This window comes from Bradyrhizobium sp. CCBAU 45394 (assembly GCF_028128655.1).
In the GTDB taxonomy this organism is placed as follows: domain Bacteria; phylum Pseudomonadota; class Alphaproteobacteria; order Rhizobiales; family Xanthobacteraceae; genus Bradyrhizobium; species Bradyrhizobium diazoefficiens.
This window is the reverse complement of the sequence record NZ_LBIX01000164.1, coordinates 16,581-31,531: the sequence shown is the minus strand read 5'-3', so window position 1 is coordinate 31,531 and position 14,951 is coordinate 16,581. Positions and strand designations below refer to the sequence as shown.

Genomic DNA, 14,951 nt, shown 5'->3' with positions numbered 1-14,951 from the left:
GCCTTGTTCGAAATCAAGGCGCCGCACCGCACGACGGACAATAAAAGGCGCCGGGGACACATCAAGGATCTGAGGCAAAAAATCACATGACAGCATTATGGTTGATAGTGCTCTGCGGAGTGCTTTCCGTCGTCTACGCGATTTGGGCGACGTCTTCGGTGTTGAGCGCGGATGCGGGGTCGCCGCGCATGCAGGAGATCGCAGCTGCGGTACGCGAAGGCGCACAGGCCTATCTGCGGCGCCAGTACACCACGATCGGTATCGTCGGCATCGTCATCTTCGTGCTGCTTGTCTATTTCCTCGGGCTCTATGTCGCGATCGGATTTGCCATCGGTGCCATCCTGTCGGGGGCGGCCGGCTTCATCGGCATGAACGTCTCGGTTCGCGCCAATGTGCGCACCGCCCAGGCGGCGACCACGTCGCTCGCCGGCGGCCTCGAGCTCGCCTTCAAGGCGGGCGCGATCACCGGCATGCTGGTGGCGGGTCTCGCGCTGCTCGGCGTGACCCTCTATTTCGGCTTCCTGGTCTATTCGCTGAAGCTCGCGCCTGACAGCCGCGTCGTCGTCGACGCCATGGTGGCGCTTGGCTTCGGCGCCTCGCTGATCTCGATCTTCGCCCGTCTCGGCGGCGGCATCTTCACCAAGGGTGCGGACGTCGGCGGCGACCTCGTCGGCAAGGTCGAGGCCGGCATTCCCGAGGACGATCCGCGCAACCCGGCGACCATTGCCGACAACGTCGGCGACAACGTGGGCGACTGCGCCGGCATGGCCGCCGACCTGTTCGAGACCTATGCGGTGACCGCGGTCGCCACCATGGTGCTCGCGGCGATCTTCTTCGCCAAGACGCCGATCCTCATGAGCATGATGACGCTGCCGCTCGCCATTGGCGGCATCTGCATCATCACCTCGATCATCGGCACCTTCTTCGTCAAGCTCGGGCCGAGCCAGTCGATCATGGGCGCGCTCTACAAGGGCCTGATCGCAACCGGCGTGCTGTCGCTGATCGGCATTGCCGTGGTGATCTACACGCTGATCGGCTTCGGCAAGCTCGATGGTGTCGATTATACCGGCATGTCGCTGTTTGAATGCGGCGTCGTCGGCCTGATCGTCACCGCGCTGATCATCTGGATCACCGAATACTACACCGGCACCGACTATCGTCCGGTGAAGTCGATTGCGGCTGCGTCGGTGACCGGCCACGGCACCAACGTGATCCAGGGCCTTGCGATCTCGATGGAGGCGACCGCGCTGCCCGCGATCGTCATCATCGCCGGCATCCTCGTCACCTACAGCCTTGCCGGCCTGTTCGGCATCGCGATCGCGACGGCCACCATGCTGGCGCTGGCCGGCATGATCGTCGCGCTCGACGCCTTCGGTCCGGTGACGGACAACGCTGGCGGCATCGCCGAGATGGCGGGCCTGCCGAAGGAGGTGCGCAAGTCGACCGACGCGCTCGACGCCGTCGGCAACACCACCAAGGCGGTCACCAAGGGCTACGCGATCGGTTCGGCCGGTCTCGGCGCGCTCGTGCTGTTCGCGGCCTACAACCAGGACCTCAAGTTCTTCGTTGCGGACTCCGCGCATCACACCTACTTCGCCGGCGTCAATCCGGACTTCTCGCTGAACAATCCCTATGTGGTGGTGGGCCTCCTGTTCGGTGGTCTGCTGCCGTATCTGTTCGGCGCGATGGGCATGACGGCCGTGGGCCGCGCGGCGAGCGCGATCGTCGAGGAGGTGCGGCGTCAGTTCCGCGAGAAGCCCGGCATCATGCAGGGCACCGACAAGCCGGACTACGGCAAGGCGGTCGACCTGCTGACCAAGGCGGCGATCAAGGAGATGATCATCCCCTCGCTGCTGCCGGTGTTGTCGCCGATCGTCGTCTACTTCCTGATCTACGCGATCGCCGGAGGCGGTGCGACCGGCAAGTCGGCGGCGTTCTCGGCGGTCGGCGCGATGCTGCTCGGCGTGATCGTGACGGGCCTGTTCGTCGCGATCTCCATGACCTCCGGCGGCGGCGCCTGGGACAACGCCAAGAAGTACATCGAGGACGGTCACTACGGCGGCAAGGGCAGTGATGCCCACAAGTCAGCGGTGACCGGCGACACCGTCGGCGATCCCTACAAGGACACGGCGGGACCGGCGGTGAACCCGATGATCAAGATCACGAACATCGTGGCTTTGCTGCTGCTGGCGATCCTGGCGCACTGAACCTGTCGCGCGCTACAAACGACAAACCCGCGGTGCAAACCGCGGGTTTTTTGTTGTCCGCTTTACGGGGGACCGTCGCCATGAAGGTCGAGACGACCAAGTGTATCCGGTGCGGCTGCGACATGCTGATGGCCGACACGGTCTGTCCGACTTGCGGCAGGGTGCAAGCCGGTGGCCGGCAATCCGGTGCGCGTACAATGCTGGCGGTCGCGCTGGCGGCGGCCGTCCTCATCGCCTTCAACTGGTTCAAATCTCCTGCGCCGCAAGCGAGCCCGCCTACTGCACATCCATCTGCAAACCTTCCTTCTGGATGATGCCGGCGAACTTCTTCGTCTCGGCGTCCACGAAGTCGGCGAACTGCTGCGGCGTGCCGTAGTCGGCGCGGGCGCCCATGGCGGCGATGTTCTTCTTGATGTCGTCGCGCTCCAGCATCGCCTTCACCTGGAGATTGAGCGCTTCGAGCACCCCGGCGGGGACGCCTTTCGGCAGGAACACCGAGAACCACGACGAGACGTCGAAATTGGCCAGCTCCGGTGCGCTCTCGCGCATGGTCGGCAGGTTCGGCGCGAGGTCGCTGCGCTCGGCGGTCGTCACGCAGAGGCCGGTGAGCGTGCCGTTCTGGACCTGCGGCAGGCTCGGATAGAGGTTGTCGAACAGGATCTGGATGTCGCCGGCGAGCGCGGCCTGGAGCGCGGGCCCGGCGCCGCGGAACGGGATGTGCGTCATCTTCAGCCCGGTGAGCTGCAAGAACCAGGCGCCGGTGAGGTGAGGGCTCTGGCCGACGCCGGAGGAGGCATAGCTGAGCTTGTCCGGATTGGCCTTGAGATAGGCGATCAGCTCGGCGACCGACTTGATGCCGGTCTTCGGATGCGCCGACACGATGTTCGGGATCCGGATCATGTTGGAGACCGGCTGGAGCTGGTCCGGCTTGTAGGTGAGGTTCTTGAAGATGCTGTAGGCGATCGCGTTCGGCCCGGGGTTGCCAATCAGGATGGTGTGGCCGTCCGGCTTGGCGCGAACCACCTCGGCGGTGCCGATCGTGCCGCCGCCGCCGGAGCGGTTTTCCACGACGGCCGACTGGCCCCAGGCGGTTTGCAGATGGGCGGCCAGGAGCCGGCCCATGACATCAGTCGAGCCGCCGGCCGCAGCCGGCACGACGAGGCGGACGTTTTCGGTGGGTTTCCAGTCCGCCAGGCTCGATCGCGGCAGGATCGCTGCAGCCGACAGGCCGGCAGCGCCGGTGAGCACGCGGCGGCGGGACAACAAGGTTTTCGGCACGAATCCACTCCCAGCTTCTTGTTTTGCAGGGAGCGTATGGAACCCGGCGCGCGACGGCAAGTCGCACGCGCCGGTAAGTGCCGCGCGGAGGGCGGCACGACGCCGCAGGCTGAAGGCTCAGTTAAAGCTGAGCAGCTTGAACAGCGGCGTGAGGTAGCTCATCTCCTGGCCCGATGTCGGCGTGGTGCGGCTGATGAAGTCGAAGATCTTGCCGTCCTGGAGGCCGTAATTCGCCAGCCGGCGCACGCGCCGATTCTTGTCGAAATAGATCGCGATCACGCGTTGATCGACCACCCTCTGGTTCATGAAGGCGACCATCCGCTCCGAGCGCTGCGAGATGTAGTAGAAGACCTCGCCGTCGAGGGTCGCGACCGTGGAGGGCGTGCCCATCACGATCAGCACCTGGTCCTGGCTCGCGCCGATCGGAATCTGCTCCAGCGCGCCGGGCGGCAGGATGTAGCCCTTCTGGAACTGCTCGCCGGTGCAGCCCGCGAGCGCCACGCCGACCAAGGCCGCAGCGGCAGCCATGCGCAGGCCGCGCCAGCGTGCATGAAGGCCGCGCCGCGTGTCTGCGCGCGGGCTCGTCTGGTTCGTTATCGTCATAGCGGAACTGATTCCGTCCCCTTGCGTCGCGCGAGGCGCTGAAGTACCGGGCTGAGGCTCTGAATGCAATACGCGCGCGCCCGCTTGCGGAAACCACAATGCTTTGGCCGTTCAATCACTTCAGGAAACCCCGGCTAGCCCCGCCGGGCACCATTGAAGCCATCTATGGCATGATCGTGACGCAGGCGCGAGAACCCATATTTTACCGCGACTTGGGCGTGCCCGATACGGTTAACGGGCGTTTCGACCTGTTGCTGCTCCATCTCTGGCTGCTGCTGCGGCGCCTGCGCACGGTGCAGGGCGCCACGGAGCTGTCGCAGGCGCTGTTCGACCGCTTCTGCGAGGACATGGACGACAATCTGCGCGAGATGGGGGTGGGCGACCAGACCGTGCCGAAGCGGATGCGGGCCTTCGGCGAGGCCTTTTACGGCCGGGTGCAGGCCTACGATCATGCGGTCGAAGGCGGCGGTGGGGCGCTGGCGGCGGCGATCTGCAAGAATATCTTGAATGGGTCCGGCATGGACCAGGCGGAGCGGCTCGCGGCCTACACGCGGGCCACGGACGCCGATCTCGGCCGGACCGGCGAGGCCGCGCTGCTGCGCGCGGCCTTCAACTTTCCCCCGGCGCTTCCCGAGGATGTCACGCCATGAGCCGACCGAATACTGGACCCGATCCCTGGCGGTCCCCCGTCATCGTTGCGCAGATTCCCGACACCGGCCTGCACCGCGAGATCGAGGCGTCGGCCGCCGAACGGCAGGTCATGGCCGAGGTCGCGGGCGTGCGGGAGATCCTGTCCGCTAACGCCAGCTTCGACGTCGTGCCGAAAAGCGGCGGCCGGGTCCAGGTCACGGGCCACGTCCGCGCCCGGGTCGGCCAGACCTGCGTGGTCTCGCTCGATCCGATCGAGAACGAGATCGAGGAGGAGGTGGACCTGACGTTTGCCCCCGAGGCCGAGGCACGCCGCCTGTCCGACCTGATCGAGGAGGGCCAGGACGACGAGGAGCCACCGGAGGTCATCGACCCGCCGGAGGCCATCATCAATGGCATCATCGACCTCGGCCGGCTCGCCACCGATGCCCTGTTCCTGGCGATCGAGCCCTATCCGCGCAAGCCGGGGGCTGTGTTCGAGGCGGAGGTCGTTGAGCTCGACCCGGCGGACCATCCCTTCGCAGCGCTGAAGGCGCTTCAGGACAAGAAGAAGGGCCAATAGCTGCCGATTCCCCGTAAGACCGCTCTGCCAGGCAGCGCGAGGCCTTTGCGGGAGTGGTTTGAAAACCTGATTTATCTATCTGATTTCCATATATTTCTTGCGAATCTTCTGGTTTGCCGCCGGATCGCCCCGAATGCAAAAGGCTGGGGGCAAGAGGTTGTTTCGGGATAACAAAACGCTATTGTCGCGCCCCGGTCCGGGCGCGGCGTGGCGCTTGGCCGCCGCCACGTCCGTGGCGAACCCATTTCGCGGCCCCCGCTCGTTGAAGACCGCACCAGACCAGGTTTCCAGGACTTTTATGCTAAGCAAGGTTCGCATCGCGCTTGACGCCATGGGAGGCGATGTCGGCCCCGCCGTGGTCATTCCAGGCGCCGCCATCTCGCTTCAGAGGCATAGCGCGACCGAATTCCTGCTGGTCGGCGACCGCGCCAGGATCGAGCCCGAGCTCGAGAAGCACCCCGCGCTCAAGGCTGCTTCCAGGATCGTCCATACCGACGTCGCCGTCAGTGGCTCGGACAAGCCGAGCCAGGCGCTGCGCCGTGGCCGCAGGACCTCCTCGATGTGGCTTGCCATCGATGCGGTGAAGAAGGGCGAGGCGGATGTTGCGGTCTCCGCGGGCAATACCGGCGCGCTGATGGCAATGTCGCGCTTCCACCTGCGCACGCTGCCGGGCATCGACCGCCCGGCGATCACGGGGATATGGCCGACCAAGCGCGGCGAGTCCGTCGTGCTCGACCTCGGCGCCACCATCGGCGGCGATGCGCACCACCTGGTGTCGCTGGCCGTCATGGGGGCGGCGATGGCAAGCGTCCTGTTCAACAAGCCGCGCCCCACGGTCGGCCTGCTCAACATCGGGGCCGAGGAGATCAAGGGGCACGAGGAGATCCGCGAAGCCAGTGAAATCCTGCGGGCGAGGAACCTGCCGGAACTCGACTATATCGGCTTCGTCGAGGGCGACGGCATCGGCAAGGGGCTGGCCGACGTGATCGTCGCCGAGGGTTTCAGCGGCAACATCGCGCTTAAGGCTGCCGAGGGAACCGCGCGGCAGATGGCGGAATTACTCCGCAACGAGATGCAGCGGAGCTGGCTGTCCAAGCTCGGCTATCTCTTTGCGCGCAGCGCCTTCCAGGCCCTGCGGGACAAGATGGACCCCAACAAGTCCAATGGCGGCGTGTTCCTGGGGCTCAACGGACTGGTGGTTAAAAGCCACGGCGGAACCAGCGCCGAAGGCTTTGCCTATGCGATCGATGTTGGCTATGAGATGGCTCACTACGATCTCCTGAACAAGATCAATCAGATGCTCAACCGCGAGGGTGGTGCACTCAATTCCGTGCAGGCCGCGCAGGAGGCTGTTTCGTGACCAAAATTCGTTCGGTCGTGCTGGGCTGCGGCTCTTACCTGCCGGAGCAGGTGGTGACCAACGCCCAATTGGCGGCGCGTATCGACACGTCCGACGAGTGGATCGTCCAGCGTACCGGCATTCGCGAGCGGCACATTGCGGCCGAGGGCGAGTTCACCTCGCACTTGGCGATCAAGGCCGCGCAGGCCGCGCTCACCGATGCCGGCGTGGACGCGCAGTCGATCGACCTGATCGTGCTGGCGACCTCGACGCCTGACAACACCTTCCCCGCGACGGCGGTCGCCGTGCAGCACGGGCTCGGCATCAACCACGGCGCGGCCTTCGACCTGCAGGCGGTGTGCTCGGGCTTCGTGTTCGCGCTCGCCACTGCCGACAATTTCCTGCGCACCGGCGCCTTCAAGCGCGCGCTGGTGATCGGCGCCGAGACCTTCTCGCGCATCCTCGACTGGAACGACCGCGGCACCTGCGTGCTGTTCGGCGACGGCGCCGGCGCGGTCGTGCTGGAGGCCCAGGAGCAGCCGGGCAGTGCCGCGACCGACCGCGGTGTCGTCACCACGCATCTGCGCTCCGACGGCCGCCACAAGGCAAAGCTGTTCGTCGACGGCGGCCCGTCCTCGACCCAGACCGTCGGCCGTCTGCGCATGGAGGGCCGCGAGGTCTTCAAGCACGCGGTCGGCATGATCACCGACGTGATCGTCGATGCCTTCGAGGCGACCGGGCTCAATGCCGACAGCATCGACTGGTTCGTGCCGCACCAGGCCAACAAGCGAATCATCGACGCCTCCGCGCACAAGCTGCATATCGCGCCGGAGAAGGTGGTGCTGACGGTGGACCGTCACGGCAACACGTCGGCGGCCTCGATCCCGCTGGCGCTGGCGGTGGCGCGCAAGGACGGCCGCATCAAGCGCGGCGACCTGATTCTGCTCGAGGCCATGGGCGGCGGCTTCACCTGGGGCTCGGCGCTGGTGCGCTGGTAGAGCCACAGTCGATAAAATTTTGCCGGAATCAGCGGCGATTATCGATGCTTCTGCATTGATGAGCGCTGTTGACCGGCGTATCGTAACCTCATAATTTCAGACAACAATTGTTCGCCGTGATGTGGGGCAGGGCGATGACCGATACAAGTAAAACCGTAACGCGTGTTGATCTGTGCGAAGCCGTCTACCAGAAGGTCGGCCTGTCGCGCACGGAATCGTCCGCCTTCGTGGAACTCGTGCTGAAGGAGATCACCGACTGCCTTGAGAAGGGCGAGACGGTGAAGCTGTCGTCGTTCGGGTCCTTCATGGTCCGCAAGAAGGGGCAGCGCATCGGCCGCAACCCGAAGACCGGCACCGAGGTGCCGATCTCGCCGCGCCGGGTCATGGTGTTCAAGCCGTCGGCGATCCTGAAGCAGCGGATTAACGCCCAGCACCGTACTAACGGCGACGGCAGCAAGGTTCAACCCGAGGCGTAATCGCCTTTCGGATAAGGATTTGGCATTTGGACAAGGCGCCGGATGCGTTCCGAACCATCAGCGAAGTAGCGCAGGAACTCGACATTCCGCAGCACGTGCTGCGGTTCTGGGAGACCCGGTTCTCCCAGATCAAGCCGATGAAGCGCAGCGGCGGCCGCCGCTACTACCGCCCCGACGACGTCGACCTGCTCAAGGGCATCCGCCGGCTGCTCTACGGGGAGGGCTACACCATCCGCGGGGTGCAGCGGATCCTGAAGGAGCACGGCGTCAAATCGGTACAGGGCCTCGCCGACGGCGCGGCCGCGGTCTCGTTCGGAGCCATCGAGGACGCCATCGGCGCGAGCCTGATGGAGCCGGACGACGAGGCACCGATCAAGGGCGTCGCCGACGCCGACGATGATGACTACCAGGGCGACGAAGAGGACGGCATCGACTTCCGCTTCACGGAGGTCGACGACGAGGAAATCCTCACCACCTTCCGCAAGGGCGGCACCCCCGCCGCGCCCGCCGGCCCCAGCGCGCTGGATCGGGAGCGGCTAGGGCGGGTGCTAGCCGACCTCGTCGCCTGCCGGGAGATGCTGGATCAGGCGCTGAAGGACGGCTAGGGCGGCATCGGCCGGCTTTGCGGGCAGTTCCGGGGCTCTGGGCTCAGAGCCAATCAGATCGCGATACCCAAAATGCTGCGACCTCGCCTTGCGCAAAGCGGCGATCCTAGCTAATGGAACGACGTTCGGAGCGTGGCGCAGCCCGGTTAGCGCACTAGTCTGGGAGACTAGGGGTCGGAGGTTCAAATCCTCTCGCTCCGACCATTTTTTCCAACTCATCTGTCGGGTGGATTGAGGGGCGGCGTGGAGCCGGCTCCCGCCGGTGACGCATGCGCGTCGATCGGCAGAGGGGCGCTGCTTCGATGGTCGGCAGATTAAAATGCCAAAAACAACCCCATGCACAGTAGCGAAGCTGTTGGCGAATCATGTTTTTCCGAATCGGTTTGACCCGTCGGGCAAAACAAGGGCATGATGTCATCGTGGCAGCCCGCGGGATGGAGGAGTATCTACGACAGCTGCTTCATGCGTTGCGTCGCAGGGGTCTGGGCGCGCGACTTCGGGAGCGGAGTTGTCTTCTCCCTGGCGCAGATCTTCGCCGCCGAGCGCGAGAACGTCGAACGACGGAGCGGACTTTCAACCAAATTCTGCGGAAGCTATCGCGCGGCGGCTGTAACACAAATGAGATTGGCACGCGATCAAGCAGGATGATCTGTCGATGCGGTCTTCTCTTGCGCACTTGGAACGACATAGGACCGATTGGCGCATCTCAAACAGCGCCGCTGACCTATTGATCTGCATCATGGCGCTTTACGGCTTTAGTGGTCCGCTTCCTCTGCTGTCAGCTAAGCTGGGAGAAGATCATGACAATCAAATACGTTCTCGCAGTAGCGCTCGTCATGCCACTCCTGATGGTGTCCAGCATTGCGCAAACCGTGGATCGGCACACCTATCAGGGCGGCCCAAAAACAAACATTCCTCATGCCACACGTATGACAACCGCGAGCAGCGCATTCGCAATGGCACCTTCCGCAGTCGCACCAAAGCCCAAGCGTCAGCATTTTTATAGCGGCGGGCCACAAACGGTCGTGCCGCATTCCTATTGAGATAAAGATAAAATACCCGGCAGTGGTCGAGAGCAGCTTTCTTCTGGTTGCACCGCGTGGGATCGCCGTCACGTTATCTAGTCACATGGGCGTGAGAGTGTAAGCGACACAGTCCGGCCGAGTAGCAATTGACGGCGCGAAGCGCCTTCGATTTGGCTCTTTGGGGTGACCGCAGCTTTTCGGAGGAGGTTCGAAATGTATACGCGCGTTCTACAACTCACGATATCCGCTCTCATTCTAACGTATGGCACGTTCGGTGCCTTTGCACAGAGCCAAATGACACCGCAACCAGATCAGCAACAAATGCAATCGCATCCCATGGGCCAGGAAGGCGTGGGTACGATGGGACACGGAAGCATGCCGGGCGGCGGCATGATGGGACATATGATGGGGCGCAGCATGATGGGTGGAGGCGCGATGGGACCACCTTTTATGATGCGTATGATGTTCGCTCTGATGGACGCCGACGGCGAGGGGACCATCTCACTGCAGGAGTTTCAGGCAGCTCACGAACGAATTTTCAAGGCGATGGACAGCAATAAAGATGGCAAGCTTACGTTAGAGGAGATGCAAACGTTCATCCACGGAACCAGGTGATCGGCTGCCCGCGGATGGCGCGTCATCCCGTGTGCCATCTGCTCCTACAATGGATCTTTCCTGCTGATGAAACGAAGCCTTAAGCCTTCAGGTCCGCGATCCGCATAATCGCGACCACGTTCGCGTCGTTGTACGCTTGTTCTTTTGTCTCCTTGTTTACGTCACCTGACGCGTCCACGCAGACATTGCAGCCTCGTTAGGAATGGCCGCAGTTGGCCCGAAGCCGGCTGCCAATGAGGGGCAGAGCATGTCCGCTCTGCCCAGTTAGTTCGGACGTCGACCTGCTCTGCTATTGCGAGTGCATCGTCGACTTCAATTCCCAGGTACCGGACGGTGCTCTCGATTTTGGTTTGCCCTCGGCGTGGGAGCACGTCGAACCTGTTTCCGTTTGAAGCCTTTGAACGAGCTGGCCATTGGGCTTGCGATGATCGGAGAGGCGCGTTTCGCCAGGAATTTGTCTGGCCTCCACGATGCGGCGACCGCCCTCGACGTGAGACGGCCCGCCTGCGCGAGCGGCTCATGCAGGTCATTGGATGGCTCCATCCCTTGAAAGGCGCCCGCGAGCATCTAGATAACATCCATAAGCCATCCAAAGGGATGGTATATGGATGTTTTGCTATGGCCGCTAATGTGCACGAGCTGCGACCCAAGGCCCCCGACACCGAGAAGATCACGATCAACCTTGGCTATGTCGACCTCGGTCATGTCGATCTTATGGTGCAGGAAGGGTTCTATTCGAACCGGACCGATTTCATCCGGACAGCAATTCGGAACCAGCTCGAGCGACACGTAGAGGTCGTCAGACAGTCCACGGCCCGGAAGAAGTTGGACCTCGGGCTGCGCAACTACACTCGCGAGGATCTCGAAGCGGCGCGGCGCGCCGGCGAGATGCTGCAAATCAATGTTTTGGGCTTAGCCACCATCGCCCAGGACGTCACTCCCGAGTTGGCTCGCGCCACAATCGCGTCGGTCTCGGTGCTGGGGGCCCTTCACGCCACTCCCGCGGTCAAGGCCGCACTCGCCGACAGAACGAGGTGAACGATGCTGAATCAAGACATAGTCCGCGAAGCAACCCGCCTCACGCGTGCCGGCCAACTGGTCGAGGCCACCGCGCTGTTGCAGCGCATGCTCCAGGGCGGTCGCGCTCCAACACCGGAGTCTCGCAGCGCCTCTCAGGCTCGGCTCCCGCGGCTCGATCCGCTTACCATCGACGCCACGGCCGACGACGTCGAGGAGCGGGAAGCTCCGCAGATTGCGCCGGCCCGCTCTGCTCAGGGACGCAGACGCGCCTTACCGCTCGACGGCTTGCGGGATTTTTCCGGGCTCGGCCTGCGAAGTCCGACCACGCGCGCTCCTCTGTCCCCATCGGACATCGTGCCAGAGGGCAGGCGGTTTATCGACGGTACCTTCAGTAACGCCGCGGGAAGCCGGACCTACAAGCTGTTCATCCCAAGCCGCTGTCAGGGACAACGGCTTCCCCTGATCATCATGCTTCACGGCTGCACCCAGTCGCCGGACGATTTCGCGGCCGGCACCCGGATGAACTTCCTGGCGGAAGAGCAGAATTGCTTCGTGGTCTATCCGGAGCAGCCGAGCGGATCCAACCAGTCGAAGTGCTGGAACTGGTTTCGCACGAGCGACCAGCGCCGCGGCGGGGGCGAGCCCTCGATGATCGCCGGCATTACCCGGCAGGTCATGCGCGACCATGTGATCGATCCGAAGCGCGTATACGTCGCGGGTCTGTCGGCCGGCGGGGCCGCCGCCGCCATCATGGGCGCAACGTATAGCGACCTGTACGCGGCCGTCGGTATTCATTCAGGCCTCGCGTGTGGAGCCGCGAGCGATCTCCCCTCCGCGTTCGTGGCCATGCGGCAGGGAGGCGGCTCCAGGGCAATTGCGGACGGCAAAACTTCTGTGCCGACCATCGTGTTCCATGGCGATCGCGACACTACGGTGCATCCAAAGAATGGCGATCAGATTATCGAGCAGTCCGCCAGGGCAAGGAGGCCGACGACGAAGGTACTTCGCGGACGCGTACCCCACGGCCATGCCTATACTCGCACCGTCCTGATCGACGGGGCCGGTCGGGCGATATCCGAACACTGGAGCATCGATGGCGCCGGACACGCGTGGTCAGGCGGCAGCCCCGCCGGGTCCTACACTGATCCGCAAGGACCGGATGCGACGAGGGAAATGCTGCGCTTCTTCCTCGAGCATTCGCTCGGTGGATAGTCTGGCTTGTTCTCAGACTGACGCCGTTGAGCATGGGTCAGGAAGATCGCCAGTTAGACGTTTGTTGGTTGGAGTTGCTACCTAAAATCATCGTCGACCTCGTAGAACGTGCGATTGATGCGGGACTCCAACGATGCACGGGTTTGGAACGCTACGTCACAAAGCCTGTTGTCCTTTCAGAAATGACCGTTTTGGTCGCCCCCCATTTTCGTGGAGCGTCAGATGAGCAAACGCAAACCGGCGACAGCGCCAAAGCGCGCCCGCAATCCGAAAATGGCCGCGCGGGCCCAACGGAACAAGCAGGCCATTGTTAGAAGCCCGAAAGAGAATTTACTTCACTCTGCTGCGGCAGTCTCGGTCGAACCGCCTCCCGAGCTTCATGATGATCCTAAACACGAGGTTTCTATCATTGAGCCTCGGGTGGATACCTTACCAGGTGACCTCAGTCAGAGAATGACGGATAGCGATCCAACGAACGGCTTTGCTTTAGCGACGGCAAACATGCAGGCGTATCAAGCGAAGCTTCTTGAGATAGCCGGGGCCAACGCGCAATTTGCTTTTGAATTCGGCCTGAGACTTGCGACGATCAGGTCACCAACTGAATTTTTCGGCGTCATTACGGAATTTACAAGCAGACGGGTCGATATGTTCGCGCAGCATTCGAAAGAACTGGCGGCATATCCGTTCTGGCGCATCAAGCCACCCCGTGAGCTCACGGCTCTGCCGGGACGATAACTGCAAGCCGTACCCGCTGCGGCAAAGCTTGTCGTTCTGATCCTCGGCGGCGACAAGGCGCTGCCCCAGGAACGCCGGCCTCTCCATCGTCGCGCAATGACCGCGCGCTGCGCATCATGTTCCCGATGATCTCGGAGGTCGCCGAATTCAACAGGAGGCCCGCCGGTTCACGCTGGCGGGCCTTGGTGACTAAACCCGGCAAGGTGTATCCTTCCAAAGGGGCGGGCGGAGCTTGATTCGTCATGCTGGAAGCCATTCTCCTATTGCTGGGAATTGGGGCCGCAGCTCTCCTGCTGATCGCGTTTTGGGGACTGCATCGCCACGTATAGGCACAAAAAAAGCTTGGAGGCGTATCTGGCGGATCAGAAGCTCGCATGCCCGCCGCGTTTGGGGGCTACCTTCAGCTGCAAGCCAGCCGTGAGTACCCCCCAGGACGGTAGAAAAATTCGGAAGCTGTTCGTTGCCGGAAGCACGATAAATGCTCGTACGCTGTAGCTCGGCCTTTTTCGAGATTTCTGAAATGTTGAAATCTTTGAGGGCCTGTCCGATCGCCCTGGAGATTGTGTGAGGTTCGGCCGAGGCGAATGCTTGGTTCAGCTCATCGGCGAGCTGCGAAAGGTGTGACTGGTCGGTAGGTCTTCGTTACTCGAGCCTCCCAACGCACAAGGCCGGCTCAAAGAGCCGGCCTTGTTCGTTTGCATAATGCTAATCAGTACCTCGCGACGAGAGGGCCGCCGAACCGATAGTTCAGGCGCACGAGACCCATATCGACATCTTGGCTGATGCGATTAGTCTGAAATAACAACCCGGTCCCAGGGACCGTGAGGTCTCTCGTTTGATGGCCGAGGAAGATGTGATCGTACTCAACACCGACCGACCAGTTCGGCGCAAAGCCAAACTCAAGGCCGGCGCCAACTGTGGCCCCCCAGCGCGTGTCGCGACCTGAGGCTAGCAATGTGCCAGCACCGGGAGTGCCGGGAGCAGCGTAGATGTCAAACTTATCGCCGACCACAGCCGCGCCACCCTTCACGTAGAGCAGAACGCTGTTCCAGGCGTAGCCCACCTGACCCGTGATGAGACCGAAGGAATCGATCCGTGACCGATTGCGGTCGCCCGTGACCAGAGCGCTACCCGGGAACAGGAGGCTGATGTTGTCGCCGGAGAAGTCGGCCCAGTTGCCTTGGCCTTCGAGACCGAACACCCAACTTGCTGACTGCCAGCGATAGCCGACCTGACCACCGACCGTGCCGCCAGTCGCGTTGTGACAGCCTTCACCGACGAGGGTGCCGGTAACTGGCGTGACAAAGTCCCAGCAGCTGTGCGCGGAGCCGCCGCCACCGTTGATACCAATGTAGAAGCCGCTCCAGTCGTAGATGGCGGCGACCATCGGCGCCGGGGCCTTGGTGTACGGCCGGGCGGCCAGATCCGCCGCACCGGCGGGAGCCGCCAGAGCGAGAGCCAATGTTCCGGCCGCAGCCGCAAGAACCTTCTTCATGCGAGTATCTCCCCAGAGTAACGAGTTCAATGAATTGGCGCGTTCGCCCACCTGCCTGACAAAGAGTAAGTCGATGGTTGATAATTGCTGTAGCCCGCGTGCCACACTCGTTGCCAAAGGTTGGCCGAAATTC

Annotated in this window: 16 protein-coding genes, 1 tRNA gene and 1 pseudogene; 13 read left to right on the top strand and 5 right to left on the bottom strand. The window is 63.0% G+C overall.

Annotated elements, in window-relative coordinates; genetic code table 11:
• The first annotated feature begins 86 nt into the window (after nucleotides 1–86).
• A complete protein-coding gene (locus WN73_RS21495) occupies nucleotides 87–2,207 on the top strand; it encodes a sodium-translocating pyrophosphatase (protein ID WP_028171636.1) in 2,121 nt (706 codons plus the stop codon).
• A gap of 276 nt (nucleotides 2,208–2,483) precedes the next feature.
• On the opposite strand, the gene WN73_RS21490 is transcribed toward WN73_RS21495, so the two are convergent.
• Together WN73_RS21490 and WN73_RS21485 are read right to left on the bottom strand one after the other, a co-directional pair.
• On the bottom strand, nucleotides 2,484–3,485 hold the full coding sequence (locus WN73_RS21490; protein ID WP_011087786.1) for a Bug family tripartite tricarboxylate transporter substrate binding protein: 1,002 nt from the start codon (nucleotides 3,483–3,485) through the stop codon (nucleotides 2,484–2,486).
• Between the two features lie 117 nt (nucleotides 3,486–3,602).
• The gene (locus WN73_RS21485; RefSeq protein WP_028171637.1) at nucleotides 3,603–4,088 is read right to left on the bottom strand and encodes an outer membrane protein assembly factor BamE; all 486 of its coding nucleotides are present in this window, start codon (nucleotides 4,086–4,088) and stop codon (nucleotides 3,603–3,605) included.
• Nucleotides 4,089–4,186: 98 nt separating this feature from the next.
• On the opposite strand from WN73_RS21485, the gene WN73_RS21480 reads away from it, so the two are divergent.
• The 9 genes from WN73_RS21480 (at nucleotide 4,187) to WN73_RS21440 (ending at nucleotide 10,356) form a co-directional block, all read left to right on the top strand.
• On the top strand, nucleotides 4,187–4,738 hold the full coding sequence (locus WN73_RS21480) for a ubiquinol-cytochrome C chaperone family protein (RefSeq protein WP_028171638.1): 552 nt from the start codon (nucleotides 4,187–4,189) through the stop codon (nucleotides 4,736–4,738).
• A complete protein-coding gene (locus tag WN73_RS21475; protein ID WP_271554663.1) occupies nucleotides 4,735–5,298 on the top strand; it encodes a YceD family protein in 564 nt (187 codons plus the stop codon). Before WN73_RS21480 ends, WN73_RS21475 begins: the two co-directional genes overlap by 4 nt.
• A 298-nt stretch (nucleotides 5,299–5,596) precedes the next feature.
• Entirely contained in the window at nucleotides 5,597–6,658 is a 1,062-nt protein-coding gene (plsX, locus tag WN73_RS21470) for a phosphate acyltransferase PlsX (RefSeq protein WP_011087782.1), read from the top strand.
• Nucleotides 6,655–7,635 carry a beta-ketoacyl-ACP synthase III gene (locus tag WN73_RS21465; RefSeq protein ID WP_028171640.1) on the top strand — a complete coding sequence of 327 codons (981 nt, stop codon included), beginning with the start codon at nucleotides 6,655–6,657 and terminating at the stop codon, nucleotides 7,633–7,635. Before plsX ends, WN73_RS21465 begins: the two co-directional genes overlap by 4 nt.
• A gap of 134 nt (nucleotides 7,636–7,769) precedes the next feature.
• A complete protein-coding gene (locus tag WN73_RS21460) occupies nucleotides 7,770–8,111 on the top strand; it encodes an integration host factor subunit alpha (protein ID WP_028171641.1) in 342 nt (113 codons plus the stop codon).
• 26 nt (nucleotides 8,112–8,137) lie between these two features.
• Nucleotides 8,138–8,716 (top strand): MerR family transcriptional regulator, encoded by a 579-nt coding sequence (locus tag WN73_RS21455; protein WP_028171642.1) that lies wholly within the window; start codon nucleotides 8,138–8,140, stop codon nucleotides 8,714–8,716.
• A 126-nt stretch (nucleotides 8,717–8,842) separates the two neighbouring features.
• Nucleotides 8,843–8,920: transfer RNA gene (locus tag WN73_RS21450), tRNA-Pro, on the top strand.
• 596 nt (nucleotides 8,921–9,516) lie between these two features.
• On the top strand, nucleotides 9,517–9,759 hold the full coding sequence (locus tag WN73_RS21445) for a hypothetical protein (RefSeq protein ID WP_161534739.1): 243 nt from the start codon (nucleotides 9,517–9,519) through the stop codon (nucleotides 9,757–9,759).
• Nucleotides 9,760–9,954: 195 nt separating this feature from the next.
• The gene (locus WN73_RS21440; RefSeq protein ID WP_271554659.1) at nucleotides 9,955–10,356 is read left to right on the top strand and encodes an EF-hand domain-containing protein; all 402 of its coding nucleotides are present in this window, start codon (nucleotides 9,955–9,957) and stop codon (nucleotides 10,354–10,356) included.
• Between the two features lie 272 nt (nucleotides 10,357–10,628).
• Here WN73_RS21440 and WN73_RS21435 read toward each other — a convergent pair.
• Nucleotides 10,629–10,712 (bottom strand): annotated as a pseudogene (locus WN73_RS21435) (tyrosine-type recombinase/integrase); the annotation flags it as partial.
• 262 nt (nucleotides 10,713–10,974) lie between these two features.
• Here WN73_RS21435 and WN73_RS21430 point away from each other — a divergent pair.
• The 3 genes from WN73_RS21430 to WN73_RS21420 all read left to right on the top strand — a co-directional run bounded on the left by WN73_RS21430 (nucleotide 10,975) and on the right by WN73_RS21420 (nucleotide 13,323).
• The gene (locus tag WN73_RS21430; RefSeq protein ID WP_271554658.1) at nucleotides 10,975–11,394 is read left to right on the top strand and encodes a CopG family transcriptional regulator; all 420 of its coding nucleotides are present in this window, start codon (nucleotides 10,975–10,977) and stop codon (nucleotides 11,392–11,394) included.
• A 3-nt stretch (nucleotides 11,395–11,397) separates the two neighbouring features.
• Nucleotides 11,398–12,588, top strand: a complete 1,191-nt coding sequence (locus tag WN73_RS21425) for an extracellular catalytic domain type 1 short-chain-length polyhydroxyalkanoate depolymerase (RefSeq protein WP_271554657.1) — start codon at nucleotides 11,398–11,400, stop codon at nucleotides 12,586–12,588.
• A 222-nt stretch (nucleotides 12,589–12,810) separates the two neighbouring features.
• Entirely contained in the window at nucleotides 12,811–13,323 is a 513-nt protein-coding gene (locus tag WN73_RS21420) for a phasin family protein (RefSeq protein WP_271554656.1), read from the top strand.
• 240 nt (nucleotides 13,324–13,563) lie between these two features.
• On the opposite strand, the gene WN73_RS44420 is transcribed toward WN73_RS21420, so the two are convergent.
• Nucleotides 13,564–13,884, bottom strand: coding sequence for a hypothetical protein (locus tag WN73_RS44420; RefSeq protein WP_442870122.1), 321 nt, complete (start codon nucleotides 13,882–13,884; stop codon nucleotides 13,564–13,566).
• Between the two features lie 148 nt (nucleotides 13,885–14,032).
• Nucleotides 14,033–14,818 (bottom strand): outer membrane protein, encoded by a 786-nt coding sequence (locus WN73_RS21415; protein WP_028171648.1) that lies wholly within the window; start codon nucleotides 14,816–14,818, stop codon nucleotides 14,033–14,035.
• Nucleotides 14,819–14,951 lie beyond the last annotated feature (133 nt).

Excerpts from the sequence above, each read along its gene's own strand:
- WN73_RS21495 (WP_028171636.1), top strand. The coding sequence starts at position 87 with ATGACAGCATTATGGTTGATAGTGCTCTGCGGAGTGCTTTCCGTCGTC.
- WN73_RS21485 (WP_028171637.1), bottom strand. The coding sequence starts at position 4,088 with ATGACGATAACGAACCAGACGAGCCCGCGCGCAGACACGCGGCGCGGC.
- WN73_RS21480 (WP_028171638.1), top strand. The coding sequence starts at position 4,187 with ATGCTTTGGCCGTTCAATCACTTCAGGAAACCCCGGCTAGCCCCGCCG.
- WN73_RS21475 (WP_271554663.1), top strand. The coding sequence starts at position 4,735 with ATGAGCCGACCGAATACTGGACCCGATCCCTGGCGGTCCCCCGTCATC.
- plsX (WP_011087782.1), top strand. The coding sequence starts at position 5,597 with ATGCTAAGCAAGGTTCGCATCGCGCTTGACGCCATGGGAGGCGATGTC.
- WN73_RS21460 (WP_028171641.1), top strand. The coding sequence starts at position 7,770 with ATGACCGATACAAGTAAAACCGTAACGCGTGTTGATCTGTGCGAAGCC.
- WN73_RS21445 (WP_161534739.1), top strand. The coding sequence starts at position 9,517 with ATGACAATCAAATACGTTCTCGCAGTAGCGCTCGTCATGCCACTCCTG.
- WN73_RS21440 (WP_271554659.1), top strand. The coding sequence starts at position 9,955 with ATGTATACGCGCGTTCTACAACTCACGATATCCGCTCTCATTCTAACG.
- WN73_RS21430 (WP_271554658.1), top strand. The coding sequence starts at position 10,975 with ATGGCCGCTAATGTGCACGAGCTGCGACCCAAGGCCCCCGACACCGAG.
- WN73_RS21425 (WP_271554657.1), top strand. The coding sequence starts at position 11,398 with ATGCTGAATCAAGACATAGTCCGCGAAGCAACCCGCCTCACGCGTGCC.
- WN73_RS21420 (WP_271554656.1), top strand. The coding sequence starts at position 12,811 with ATGAGCAAACGCAAACCGGCGACAGCGCCAAAGCGCGCCCGCAATCCG.
- WN73_RS21415 (WP_028171648.1), bottom strand. The coding sequence starts at position 14,818 with ATGAAGAAGGTTCTTGCGGCTGCGGCCGGAACATTGGCTCTCGCTCTG.